This is a genomic window from Paraburkholderia phenazinium (genome assembly GCF_900142845.1).
In the GTDB taxonomy this organism is placed as follows: domain Bacteria; phylum Pseudomonadota; class Gammaproteobacteria; order Burkholderiales; family Burkholderiaceae; genus Paraburkholderia; species Paraburkholderia phenazinium_A.
On sequence record NZ_FSRU01000003.1, the window covers coordinates 280,342 to 293,856 of the forward strand.

General features: G+C 64.5%; 8 protein-coding genes. 5 read left to right on the plus strand and 3 right to left on the minus strand.

Translation table 11 applies throughout. The features are described from left to right. Positions 1-147: 147 nt before the first annotated feature. The 4 genes from ppc to BUS12_RS34855 all read left to right on the plus strand — a co-directional run bounded on the left by ppc (position 148) and on the right by BUS12_RS34855 (position 6,910). Positions 148-3,291, plus strand: a complete 3,144-nt coding sequence (ppc, locus tag BUS12_RS34840) for a phosphoenolpyruvate carboxylase (protein WP_074302062.1) — start codon at positions 148-150, stop codon at positions 3,289-3,291. 277 nt (positions 3,292-3,568) lie between these two features. Beyond that, on the plus strand, positions 3,569-4,384 hold the full coding sequence (locus BUS12_RS34845; protein WP_074302738.1) for a helix-turn-helix transcriptional regulator: 816 nt from the start codon (positions 3,569-3,571) through the stop codon (positions 4,382-4,384). 170 nt (positions 4,385-4,554) lie between these two features. Continuing rightward, the gene (gene argH / locus BUS12_RS34850) at positions 4,555-5,961 is read left to right on the plus strand and encodes an argininosuccinate lyase (RefSeq protein WP_074302063.1); all 1,407 of its coding nucleotides are present in this window, start codon (positions 4,555-4,557) and stop codon (positions 5,959-5,961) included. Positions 5,962-5,983: 22 nt separating this feature from the next. Further along, positions 5,984-6,910: a bestrophin family protein gene (locus BUS12_RS34855; protein WP_074302064.1), complete on the plus strand. Its 927-nt coding sequence runs from the start codon at positions 5,984-5,986 to the stop codon at positions 6,908-6,910. A 70-nt stretch (positions 6,911-6,980) separates the two neighbouring features. Here the strand turns inward: BUS12_RS34855 and BUS12_RS34860 are convergent, their stop codons facing one another. Then, positions 6,981-9,572, minus strand: coding sequence for a glycoside hydrolase family 18 protein (locus BUS12_RS34860; protein ID WP_074302065.1), 2,592 nt, complete (start codon positions 9,570-9,572; stop codon positions 6,981-6,983). A 260-nt stretch (positions 9,573-9,832) separates the two neighbouring features. Between BUS12_RS34860 and BUS12_RS34865 the strand changes: the two genes are divergently transcribed. Then, complete coding sequence (locus tag BUS12_RS34865; RefSeq protein WP_074302066.1) at positions 9,833-10,531, plus strand: winged helix-turn-helix domain-containing protein; 699 nt, start codon at positions 9,833-9,835, stop codon at positions 10,529-10,531. On the opposite strand, the gene BUS12_RS34870 is transcribed toward BUS12_RS34865, so the two are convergent. Next, complete coding sequence (locus BUS12_RS34870) at positions 10,473-11,186, minus strand: lysozyme inhibitor LprI family protein (protein WP_074302740.1); 714 nt, start codon at positions 11,184-11,186, stop codon at positions 10,473-10,475. The two genes, BUS12_RS34865 and BUS12_RS34870, sit on opposite strands and share 59 nt — an antisense overlap. A 2-nt stretch (positions 11,187-11,188) precedes the next feature. Further along, positions 11,189-13,474, minus strand: coding sequence for an arginine/lysine/ornithine decarboxylase (locus BUS12_RS34875; RefSeq protein WP_074302067.1), 2,286 nt, complete (start codon positions 13,472-13,474; stop codon positions 11,189-11,191). Positions 13,475-13,515: the final 41 nt, after the last annotated feature.

The window sequence follows — 13,515 nt, forward strand, 5'->3', positions numbered from 1 at the left end:
GCCGCACCGCCTTTCACGCACGGTCGTTCGCGCGCCGAACGGCATCCTGCGGGATGATGCATCGCAGTACCTGCGCCGCTCGTGCGCTGTGTTCTTGTTGTAGCAGTCCATTTCTCTTAGACCCTGGCTTCCCTGAGGAAACCCATCGTGACGTCTTCCGGATCGGCGCGCCCTGCCCGCCGCAACACTGCATCGCTCAACGGTTCTGCGGGTGCGCCCGTAGTTGTCCCTACCGCACCGGCCACGTCCAGCGCATTGTCCAAACGCGGCGCCGCCGACCCGGCCAGGCCCAGGCAGGCCAGCAAAGCAGCCAAGGCGGACAAGCCGGCTAAAGGCAAGGCGGCAGACAAGGCGTCCAGCGCCGTGAAAACCGGCAAGCCCACGAAAAACCCAGGCAGCAAGGCCGCCGGCAACGGCACGGCAGCGACGGTGCTGCATGCGGTGTCGGAAACGAGCGCGCCCGCGCCGAAAGCCGGCAGCCGCACGCGCGAGGACAAAGACCAGCCGCTCTTCCAGGACATCCGCTATCTGGGACGGCTGCTCGGCGACGTGGTGCGCGAGCAGGAAGGCGACGCGGTATTCGAGGTGGTCGAGACGATCCGTCAGACCGCTGTGCGGTTTCGCCGCGAAGACGACAGCAGCGCTGCGCAGACGCTCGAAAAGAAACTGCGCTCGCTGAGCCCCGAGCAGACCGTGAGCGTCGTGCGGGCGTTCAGCTATTTTTCGCATCTGGCGAACATCGCCGAAGACCGCCATCGCAATCGCCGCCACCGCATCCATGCGCTGGCCGGCTCGGCTGCGCAGTCCGGCACGATCGCCTATGCGCTCGAACGGCTGATGGAGGCGAACGCCGCCGCCACGCCGGTCCTGCAGCAGTTCTTCAACGACGCGCTGATCGTGCCGGTGCTCACCGCCCACCCGACCGAAGTGCAGCGCAAGAGCATCCTCGACGCGCAGCACGACATCGCCCGCCTGCTTGCCGAACGCGATCAGCAGCTCACCGACCGCGAACGTGCGCACAACGAAGCAATGCTGCGCGCCCGCGTCACCTCGCTATGGCAAACGCGGATGCTGCGCGATGCGCGCCTGACGGTGGCCGACGAAATCGAGAACGCGCTGTCGTACTACCGCGCCACCTTCCTCGAAGAAATCCCCGCCCTGTATGCCGATATCGAAGCGGCGCTCGCCGAGCACGGTCTCGATGCGCGTCTGCCGGCGTTCTTCCAGATGGGCAGCTGGATTGGCGGCGATCGCGACGGCAACCCGAACGTCAGCGCCGCGACGCTCGAAGAAGCCATCACGCGCCAGGCCGCGGTGATCTTCGAACATTACCTGGAGCAGGTGCACAAGCTCGGCGCCGAACTGTCGGTGTCGAACCTGCTGACGGGCGCGAGCGATGCGCTCAAGGAACTGGCGGCCGCGTCGCCGGACCAGTCGCCGCATCGCGTCGACGAGCCGTATCGCCGGGCGCTCATCGGCATCTATACGCGGCTCGCGGCCAGCGCGCGGGTGCGGCTCGGCGAAGGCGCGGTGCCGTTGCGCAGCGCCGGCCGCGGCGCGGCGCCGGTGCGCGCCCAACCCTACGAGGACGCCGACGCGTTCGCCCGCGACCTGCATGTGCTGATCGATTCGCTCGCCGAGCACCATGGCGCGTCGCTGGCAAGCCCGCGCCTATCGCCGCTCGCGCGCGCCGCCGAAGTGTTCGGCTTCCACCTCGCGAGCATCGACTTGCGGCAAAGCTCGGACATCCACGAAGCGGTGATCGCCGAATTGCTCAAGCGCGCCGGTGTCGAAGAGGATTACGCGGGACTGTCCGAAGCCGACAAGCTGCGCGTGCTGCTCGACGAACTCGCGCAGCCGCGCCTGTTGCGCTCGCCCTACCTGGCGTACTCGGAGCTCGTGAAAAGCGAACTCGGCGTGCTCGAAGCCGCTCGCGTGACGCGCGAGAAATTCGGCGCGCGGGCCGTGCGCAACTACATCATCTCGCACACGGAAACCGTGAGCGATCTGGTTGAAGTGATGCTGCTGCAAAAGGAAACCGGCCTGCTGCATGGGCTGCTCGGCGACGCACATCACCCGGCCAAGGCCGGGCTCATGGTGATCCCGCTGTTCGAGACGATCCCCGACCTGCAAAACGCGCCGCACATCATGCGCGATCTGATCGCACTGCCAGGCGTCGACTCGCTGATCGAACATCAGGGCGGCGAGCAGGAAGTCATGCTCGGCTACTCGGACAGCAACAAGGACGGCGGCTTCCTCACCTCGAACTGGGAGCTGTACCGCGCCGAACTCGCGCTGGTGTCGCTCTTCAACGAACGCGGCGTGACGCTGCGGCTGTTCCATGGCCGGGGCGGCACAGTGGGACGCGGCGGCGGCCCGACCTATCAGGCCATCCTGTCGCAACCGCCGGGCACGGTGGACGGCCAGATTCGCCTGACCGAACAGGGCGAGGTGATTGCCAGCAAGTTCGGCAATCCGGAAATCGGCCGGCGCAACCTTGAAACCGTAGTCGCCGCCACCCTCGAAGCGTCGCTGCTGCCGCACGGCAACACGCCCGCGCAACTGCCGGTCTTCGAGGAAACCATGCAGCAACTGTCCGACGCGGCGATGGCGTCGTACCGCGCGCTGGTCTACGAAACGCCGGGTTTCAAGGAGTATTTCTTCGAATCGACACCGATTTCGGAGATCGCCGAACTGAACATCGGCAGCCGTCCGGCCTCGCGCAAGCTGCAGGATCCGAAGCAGCGCAGGATCGAAGATCTGCGCGCCATTCCATGGGGCTTCTCGTGGGGCCAATGCCGCCTGTTGCTGACCGGCTGGTACGGCTTCGGCAGCGCGGTGGCCGCCCATCTGGACAGCGCGCCTTCCGATGCCGAGCGTGCCCGTCGTCTGTCGCTGCTGAAGAAGATGCACAAGACGTGGCCGTTCTTCGCGAACCTGCTGTCGAACATGGACATGGTGCTGGCCAAGACCGACCTCGCGGTCGCCTCGCGCTACGCCGCGCTCGTCACCGACAAGAAACTGCGCAAACATGTGTTCGAGCGCATCGTCGCGGAATGGGAGCGCACATCCAAGGTGCTGTCGGAGATCACCGGCAAGACCGAACGGCTCGCGGACAACCCGCTGCTTGCGCGTTCGATCAAGAACCGCTTCCCGTACCTCGATCCGTTGAATCACTTGCAGGTGGAACTGCTCAAGCGTCACCGTGCGGGCGAGACGAACGTCCGCCTGAACCGCGGGATTCATCTGACCATCAACGGCATTGCGGCGGGCTTGCGGAATACGGGTTGAGGCCGGCGAATCGACGCCGGTGGCGAGCTGGTGGTGGACGGCCGGCTCGCCGGATCCGCGTTGATAGATGACTGAGCGGGATACTCGAAGCGCTCCGTACTGCACAGCAATACGGGGCGCTTTGTTTTGTGCGCCCGTCCACCACGCGCGTCGATGCGGCCACGCTGCAGTCGCAGCGTGCGCATGCACGCTTCCTGCCGCTACAATGGAGCCCAGTTTGTACCAGTACAGGCCGAGCAATTATTCTGGTATCGCCAACACCCCCTTTACCGACACGATGAGCACGCCGTCCCCCACCGATTCCGCCCCGCCTCCGCTCGATGCGACGCCTGCCCATGCGCTAGGCGACTTCATCCGCGCGCACCGCGAGCGGCTCTCACCGCAGGCAGTGGGTTTGCCGCCCGGCCCGCGCCGGCGCACGCCAGGTCTGCGGCGTGAGGAAGTCGCGCAGTTGTGCGGCGTCAGTCCCACCTGGTACACGTGGATCGAGCAAGGACGGCCGGTTTCGGCCTCTGCCGATGCGCTGGCCCGGATCGCCGTCGCGCTGCAACTGTCGCGTGCCGAGCGCGCCTATCTGTTCGAACTGGCGGCCCAACGCGACCCGGCCGAGCCCGACCCGGCCGCCGCCGATGCCCCCGCGACGCTGCTCGAAACCGTGCAACTGGTGAACGCTCCGGCTTATGTGCTGGACCGGCAGTGGAACGCGCTGGCGTGGAACGAGCGCGCGGCGGACCTGTTCGTGGGCTGGCTCGACGGCGACCACGACCGCAACCTGCTGCGCTTCACCTTTACGGAGCCGACGGCGCGCGAACTGATCGTCGACTGGGAAACGCGCGCGCGGCGGCTCGCCGCCGAGTTTCGCGCCGACTCGATCCGGCACCTGACGGACGCGCCTACGCGCGGCCTGATCGACACGCTGACAGGTACGAGCGACGCGTTTGCCCGCTTCTGGGCGTCGCAGGACGTGGGCGAGCGCGAAGGCGGCCGGCGCGAATTCAACCATCCGCGCGACGGACGGGTCGTGTTCGACCAGATCACATTCAAGCCGGCGCACCGGGAAGACCTGAAGCTGGTGGTGCTGGTGCGGGAGTAGCGGCGCGCTTGCAGGGCCGCCTATCGGTCGCCTGCAGGCCCGCTTATGCCGTGGCGACGCGGCGCTCACCTGGCCGGTTCCTCCCGGATGTTAAAATCGTTGTCTTGTTCGCATCGGCGACGTCTGCACAGCCGATGGCCTCTTCACTGCACGTTCACTGCCCCAACACCATGACGTCCCAACTGCACAAAAAAGGCGAAGCCTGGTCGGCTCGCTTCTCGGAGCCGATGTCGGAGCTTGTCAAACGCTACACGTCGTCGGTTTTCTTCGACAAGCGACTGGCGCTCGTCGACATCGAGGGCTCGCTCGCGCACGCCGCGATGCTGGCTGCGCAGAAGATCATCGGCGCCGACGACCTGGCGGCCATCCAGCGCGGCATGGCGCAGATCAAGGGCGAAATCGAGCGTGGCGAGTTCGAGTGGCAACTCGATCTGGAAGACGTGCACCTGAACATCGAAGCGCGCCTGACGGCGCTGATCGGCAACGCGGGCAAGCGCCTGCACACGGGCCGTTCGCGCAACGACCAGGTGGCGACGGACATCCGCCTGTGGCTGCGCGGCGAGATCGACCGGATTATCGGCTTGCTGAAGGACCTGCGCAGTGCGCTGATCGATCTGGCCGAACAGAACGCCGAAACGATCATGCCGGGCTTTACGCATCTGCAGGTGGCGCAGCCGGTGACGTTCGGCCATCACCTGCTGGCGTACGTGGAAATGTTCACGCGCGACGCCGAGCGCATGCGCGACTGCCGCACCCGCGTGAACCGCCTGCCGCTGGGCGCGGCGGCACTGGCCGGCACGAGCTACCCGATCGACCGCCATGCGGTGGCGAAGACGCTGGGCTTCGACGGCATCTGTGCAAATTCGCTGGACGCGGTATCGGATCGCGACTTTGCGATTGAATTCACGGCGGCGTCGGCGCTGGTGATGACGCACGTGTCGCGCTTCTCAGAAGAACTGGTGCTGTGGATGAGCCCGCGGGTGGGCTTCATCGATCTGGCGGACCGTTTCTGCACCGGCTCGTCGATCATGCCGCAAAAGAAGAACCCGGATGTGCCGGAACTGGCGCGCGGCAAGACCGGCCGCGTGAACGGGCATTTGATGGCGTTGCTGACGTTGATGAAGGGTCAGCCGCTGGCGTACAACAAGGACAATCAGGAAGACAAGGAACCGCTGTTCGATACCGTGGATACGGTGGCGGATACGTTGCGGATTTTTGCGGAGATGGCGGCGGGGATTACGGTGAAGCCGCAGGCGATGCGGGCTGCGGCGCTGCAGGGGTTCTCCACGGCTACCGATCTGGCCGATTATCTGGTCAAGCGTGGCTTGCCGTTCCGCGACGCGCATGAGGCGGTAGCGCACGCCGTGCGGATCTGCGTGGACCGCAATTGCGATCTGGCCGACCTGACGCTCGACGAAATGCGCACCGAACTGCCGAACGTCGCGCATCTGATCGGCGACGACGTGTTCGATTATCTGACGCTCGAAGGATCGGTGGCGAGCCGCAATCATCCGGGTGGCACGGCTCCCGAGCAGGTACTGAAGGCGGTCGAGGCAGCGCGCGCAAACCTGGCGTAACGCCTGATACCTGAGCCCAAGCATGATCGTCCGCCCCCATCTGCATTGGTTCCGCATGCTGCTCGCGTGGCGCGGCTCGGTGCTGCCGCAACTGTTGCCGCGGCTGTTCCTGATCTTCCTGATCTCGCTCGGCGCGGTGGCGGTGCACGATCACGTCCTGAAGATCACGATCAGTCTCAGTACCGCGCCGTTTTCGCTGATTGGCATTGCGCTCGCCGTGTTTCTCGGCTTTCGCAATAACGCGAGCTATGACCGCTACTGGGAAGCCCGCAAGCTATGGGGCGAGTTGCTCAACGACACGCGCTCGCTCGCCCGCCAGGCACTGACGCTGCCCCGCAACGGCACACCGAGCGCGGAAGAAGTGCGTGAACTCATGCAGGTGCTCTGCACACTGCCGCATGCGCTGCGCCATCAGTTGCGCCATTCCGATCCTCGTGCGGACCTCGCCGCACGCCTTCCCGCAGCGCTCGTCGAACGCGTGATGGCCTCGCGCTACCGCCCCGCCACGCTGATGATGTGGCTCGGCGAGTGGGTGCAACGCCGCGTACGCGAAGAAGCGCTCGATGGCTGGGGGGTGCTCGCATTCGACCGCAATCTGGACACGCTGTCGGATGTGATTGGCGGTTGTGAACGGATCGCCTCGACGCCGCTGCCATTCGCGTATTCGGTGATGATTCACCGCACGGTCTATTTCTTCTGCGCGACTCTGCCGTTCGGCCTCGTCGACAGCATCGGCATTTTCACGCCGGTCTTCTCGGTGTTCGTCGCCTATGCATTCATGGCCCACGAAGCGATCGCCTCGCAGATCGAAGACCCGTTCGGCACCGAAGACAATGATCTCGCGCTCAACACGATGTGCGCGGCAATCGAAGACGCCACGCGCGATCTGCTCGCGGAGCCGGGCGTCGAGGTTGCCAGCGCCACCCAACGCGACTTCGTGCTCGACTGAAGCGCGCCGCGGCGTCCTTGCGTACACCGCGGCGCGAGCAGCTTAGCGCTGTCTCAGTCGAGCCTGGCTATCAGGTCTTGCCTAGATCGAGCCATACCTTGTCGTTGCCGTCCGCCGAGGTGCTGGTGCAAGCAGGATCACCCGGCTCGTTATCCGCTGCGGTCCACCATTTCGCACGGTACCGGTGCAGTCCTTGCCCGTTGTAATCGTGTGTGACCTCGGAGTCGCCCGGATAGCTTTGCGGCAACCAGGTACCACTGCTGCCGCTCGCGTGCACCGTCACCGTGACCGACGCGACAGACTGCGCCCCGTCGCCACCGTGGCCGGTCACCGTGAGCTGCACCGGATAGTCGGTGTCCTTCGCGACCGCTGGCGCCGTGACCTGGATGCTGACCTGGCTGGAGCCGTCGAACGGCAGCGCCGGCGCGGACCATTTGTACACCAACGGCTCGGGCCCGCTCGATTCGGCGCCCGAGAGGCTCAATGGGCCGCCGCTTTCAACCTTCGCCTTGCCGGTGATCACCGCTTGCACCGACGTGCCGGCCGAGGGCATCGCCTCAAGGTAAATCGCCTCGTCAGACTTCGCCGAGCCGTCGCTGACCGAGAGCTGGATCCGGTAGTCGGTGGGCTTGTCCACCGATGGCACCACGGCGCTGACCGTCGCTTCCGCCGAACCGTCGAACGCGAGTTGCGGTGCACTCCATGCATACGTCAGCGGATCGCCGTCCGGGTCGAACGAAGCGGCGCCCGACACCTGGAACGGCGTGCCCGACGCTAGCTGCACCGTCAACAGCGCGACGGGCGGTTGCCCACCCTTTGTCTTCGCGCGCAGGCTGACCGAGGCGACGTTGCGCTTGCCGTGGCCGTCGTCCACAGTCAGTGTCACGGTGTAACTGGCGCCTGCGCCGTTCACCGGCACGATACCCTCGACCTCGGCCACGGTCGCGCCGTCGAACGGCAGTCCCGGTGCCGACCACAGGTACGTCAGCGTGTCGCCATCCGGATCGCTCGAACGCTTACCGGTGAACTGGACCGTGTCGCCTTCGAACGCCTCGAGCGGGCCGTCGATCGCAGCGACCGGCGGCCTGTTGGCGCCGCCCACGTTCACGCCCTCGAAGTAGAACGGCGCCATATCGATGGCCTGCTTGACCAGTTGATTGCCGAGCCCCTCGCGGGCGGCATTGGCGAGCACGCCGTTGTCCATCTCGATGGTCCAGGTGAAGAGCCCCGCGAGACCACGCCTGCGTACATACTCGCCCTTCGCTTTGACCGAGCGCGGCGTGTCGACCGAGAGGAAGAGTTTCGTCTGCGGGTTGTACAGATAGTCGGCATCGGCCGTCTGATCGGTGTAGACGTTGAAGCCATTGATACCCGTCTGGTGCTCCAGATCGAGGTAGTTATAGATCAGGTCATACCATTCCGTGGTGCCGGATTCGAAACTGCCGGTGGTCGTGCCGCTGCCAGGCGTGTAGGTGCCGGTGAGCGGCGACCAGTTGCTGATTTCGGCATTGCGCGCGCTGCGACTGTAAGCCGCATATCCGAGCACGACCCGACCGAGCGGCACGCCGGTCTGCTCGAGATAGTCGAGCGCGGCATCGATGCTGAACTCATCGGCGTTGTCCGGATGACCTGGATGCAGGTTCGTGTGATGCGCAAGCGCCGGCGCCCACGGTGTACCGAAGAAATCATAGGTCATCAGGTTGATGCGATACACGCCGGCATCGAGCATCCCCTTCAGGTCGGCCTTCTGCATCTTTTTCACCGCGGCCGATGCGGCAATGCTGATCAAGACGTCGGCACGGCCCCCGGTATCGAGCGCCTGCCTCAGCTCCTGAACGAGCGCCTTGAAGTTTGGCGTGTCGCTGTCGGTGTAGGTATTGCCGGCATTGCCTTCTGCGCCCGGATATTCCCAGTCGAGATCGATCTCCCCGAACATCGGGAACCGTTTGAAAATATCGAGAATGCTGGAGATCAACGTACGACGGCGCTCAGCCGACGCCACGACCCAGTGAAACGCCTCGCTCATCGTCCAGCCGCCGATGCTGAACGAGAGCACGAGTTTCGGATTCTTCTCCTTCAGCTTGCGCAAGCCGCCCAACACACCCTGCGCTGTCTTCTGATCGAACAACATCTTGTAGTCGTTGCTGACCCAGCCAGGGAAGCCGCAATTGCGGTACGAAGCGACATCGCCCCAGGCATCGACGAAGGTCGCCTCATCGTTCTTGCGAGCGAAGTCGCTCGCGGCCCGATTGATCGTCTGCTGCTTTTCGCCCTTGTCGCCGACGATGCCTGCAAAGCCGAGCACGAGCTTGTCGTACGCGTTCGGATCGAGCAGCATCAGATCGATGCCGCGGCCGCATTGATCGTCGGCGAACAGCCCATCATACCGGCCGTCGTACTGCGACCAGTCTGTGTAGTAGCCGAACACCGTCAGGTCATTCGACGCATAGCGGTTATACACGCGCTTCGCGACACGGCCCGAGGTATAGCTGAACTTCTCCACCTCGGTGGCGGGCTTGTAGCCGTTCTGCTGGTACTTCTGTTCCGTCGCGCCCTGGGCACCGGCCTGGTCGCCAGGATCGCCGTCATAGACAAGCTTGCTGTTTGCCCGTTGTGCCTGCAAGGGCGTTGTGCCGGCAACGACTTCGTTGAAAAGTCTCATAAAAACCTCGTAGATGAGTCAGTGGACGTCGCTCAATCACAGCGTGTTCTGCAATTGAAACGACGCACTCATCCTCGTCGGCCGAAGCGGTGCGGCACATGGAAAACACATGGAAAAACGCCTGTCCAGGGCGAACCTATATGGAAAGTCGGGTGTCCTATTCGCCGCAGAAGTTATTTCTGCGAGCCTGCCATGGCTCCATTGGTACACAGTCCCTTCTCTGCTACGTTACGTGCCAGTTGACGACGTGAGAGCACTCCATGGAAAAAAACTGCAACATCGTCCGGTTCGATTGGCAGCATGAACGTGTCACCCGTGGCGACATCACGGCCCGGGTCTCAGGCCAGGAGAAAGTCGCGTTACGTCTCATGGTGGAACATGCACCCGCCTTGTGCACAAGAGAACAACTGATGGGCGCGATCTGGGGACAGCGTGCAGCGCTCATGGACGAGCTCTATCTGACGCAACTGGTCTACCGGCTGCGTAAATCGCTGCGACCGCTCAATCTGGGCGACCATATCGAAACCCTGCCGCGCGCCGGTTATCGATTCGTGCCGTCCGGCCTGTCCTGCAAGATTGAAGAGGCCGCCGCGGCCCCATTGCCGGAGCAGATCGATCCGCCGTTGATCGACGCCGCTCGCGGCGCCCCGCGCCTATGGCCCGCGGCACGGTGGCGGCAATCGACCCGTTGCGCCGGCAGGATGTCATGGTGTGCGAACCGACGCATCACCCTGCGTGTCGTGGCCCTCATCGGTGCAGTGCTCGTTGGGTCGACTGTGCTCGTCGTCGGGCTGAAACACGTGCGGTCCGACCGTCGCCTCGTCGCCGCAGCGGAAGAAGGCCGCCGCCTTGTTGCCGCAGTGGAGTCCGGGTGTGCGCAACAGTCCCCCGTCCCTGGGTTCAGGCGCTGCCGACAGTCTCCGACAAGCGCTTTAACGTCGCCACCCGCGCACCGATGATATCGACCCGTCCGGATTCATCGGTCACCGCACTCGCAGCAACCAGGTAAGCAGTCCACGCCCGTTGCGCCCGCACGAGAGCAGGACGGGCACGCGCCGGCATCTTCGCCAGCAAACGGCGGTAGTAACGGTTCATATCGAAGGTCGCGTGTTCGCACAGCGCATCTGCGCTGCAGGGACGTGGGCGAACCGGAGCGGCCGCGCCGGTCGCCGCACCGGCCACCGCGCTGCGCAGGGCCAGCGCGCGGTCGCGCACTGGCTGCAGTTGCATGTCGGCCTCGGCCAACTGGTACATCGTGCCTTGCCGGGTCGCGAAGACCGCGTCGAGCAAGGGCGCCTGCGCATCGCGCGATGCCTGCCAGCGCGCCTGTGCGTCTTCCCACGGTTTATGCCGCGCCGGCGGCAGCTTCGCCAGCAGTTGCTGCCATGCCGTGTTCAGTGCGGCCTGCCAGCCGAAGCGGGCCGTCTCCATGCACTGCAATTGCCCGGCAGTCGACGACATGTCGCTGCGCGCCAGACACGCGCGCATCGCCGCGTCGATCGGATCGGCCGCAGCCACTTCGGCGCGCGCGCTGGACGTCACCGTCGACGCCATCGTCAGCACCACAGCGGCGGCCAACAGCCAGGCGCCGCCGATCCGTTGCAACCGTGCCATCTTCAGCCGCGCACGCAATCGACGAAGTACTCGATGCGGCCGTTGATCGTCTCGCCCACCAGCCCGTGGATATCCGTATGGAAGCCCGGGAAGCGTTCGTTGAACTCACGCGCGAAGCGCAGGTAGTTGACGATCGTCTTGTTGAAGCGCTCGCCCGGAATCAGCAGCGGGATGCCCGGCGGATACGGCGTGAGCAGAATCGACGTGACGCGGCCTTCAAGTTCGTCGATCGGTACCCGGTCGATCTCGCGGTGCGCGAGCTTGGCGAACGCGTCGGACGGCTTCATGGCCGGCTCCATGCTCGACAGGTACATCTCGGTGGTCAGGCGGGCAATGTCGTTGGCGCGGTAGACCATGTGGATCTGCTGGCACAGATCGCGCAGACCCACGCGCTCGTACATCGGATGATGCGAGACGAACTCCGGCAACACGCGCCACAGCGGCTGGTTGTTGTCGTAATCGTCCTTGAACTGCTGCAGCTCGGTCACCATCGAGTTCCAGCGGCCCTTCGTAATGCCGATCGTGAACATGATGAAGAACGAATACAAGCCGGTCTTCTCGACGATGATGCCGTGCTCGGCCAGGTACTTCGTGACGATCGCCGCCGGAATGCCGGTCTGACCGAAACCGCCGTCCATGTCCAGACCCGGCGTGACGATGGTCGCCTTGATCGGGTCGAGCATGTTGAAGCCTTCGGCGAGCGGGCCGAAGCCGTGCCACGCGTCGTTCGGGCGCAGCATCCAGTCTTCGCGCGAACCGATGCCCTCTTCCGCAAACTCCTCCGGACCCCACACCTTGAAGAACCAGTCGTCGACGTATTCGTCGTCGACCTTGCGCATCGCGCGGCGGAAATCGAGCGCCTCGGCGATCGATTCCTCCACCAGCGCGGTGCCGCCCGGCGCTTCCATCATCGCCGCGGCCACGTCGCACGAGGCGATGATGGCGTACTGCGGGCTCGTCGAAGTGTGCATCAGATACGCTTCGTTGAAGCGGTGCTTGTCGAAGCGGCTGTTCTTCGAGTCCTGCACGACGATCTGCGACGCTTGCGAAATGCCGGCCAGCAGCTTGTGCGTCGAGTGCGTCGCGAACACCAGCGCGCCGATGCGCGGACGGCCCGCGCCGATCGCATGCATGTCCTGATAGAACTCGTGGAACTCGGCGTGCGGCAGCCACGCTTCGTCGAAGTGCAGCGTGTCGAGCCAGTCGCCGAGCATCTCCTTGATCATTTCGACGTTGTAGATCACGCCGTCGTAGGTACTCTGCGTAATGGTCAGGATGCGCGGCTTGAGATCCGGATTCTTCGCCAGCGCTTCGCGGGCGAACGGATTCGCGAGGATCTTCTTCTTGATGTTCTCCGGCTCGAACTCGCTGCGCGGAATCGGGCCGATGATGCCGAAGTTGTTGCGCGTCGGCGTGAGGAACACCGGAATCGAGCCGGTCATCGTGATGGCGTGCAGGATCGACTTGTGGCAATTGCGGTCCACTAGCACGATGTCGCCCGGCGCCACCGTGCCGTGCCAGACGATCTTGTTCGAAGTCGACGTGCCGTTGGTCACGAAGAACACGTGGTCGGCGCTGAAAATGCGCGCGGCGTTGCGCTCGGACGCGGCCACCGGGCCGGTGTGATCGAGCAGCTGGCCGAGTTCGTCGACGGCATTGCACACGTCCGCGCGCAGCATGTTCTCGCCAAAGAACTGGTGGAACATCTGGCCTAACGGGCTCTTCAGGAACGCCACGCCGCCCGAGTGCCCCGGGCAGTGCCACGAATACGAGCCTTCGTCCGCGTACTGCACCAGTTCCTTGAAGAATGGCGGCGCGAGCGAATCCAGGTACACCTTGGTCTCGCGGATGATATGGCGCGCGACGAACTCCGGCGTGTCCTCGAACATGTGGATGAAGCCGTGCAGCTCGCGCAGGATGTCGTTGGGCAGGTGGCGCGAGGTACGCGTTTCGCCGTACAGGAAGATCGGAATGTCGGCGTTGCGGCGGCGCACTTCGGTCACGAACGCGCGCAGGGCGACGATCGCGGCGGCCAGTTCGGGCGTCTCGCCCTCGACCGCGACGTTGTCGACATACGGCAGCAGTTCATCGTCGTCGATCGACAGGATGAAGCACGACGCACGGCTCGACTGCTGCGCGAAGGAGGTCAGATCGCCATAGCTCGTCAGCCCGAGCACTTCCGCGCCTTCTTTCTCGATTGCTTCGGCGAGAGCCCGGATGCCGGAACCCGAGATGTTCTCGGAGCGGAAATCTTCGTCAATGATGACGACGGGAAAACGAAACTTCATGGGCGATTCTCCAAAAGGAACGACCGCTGCTTTCCTGGGTA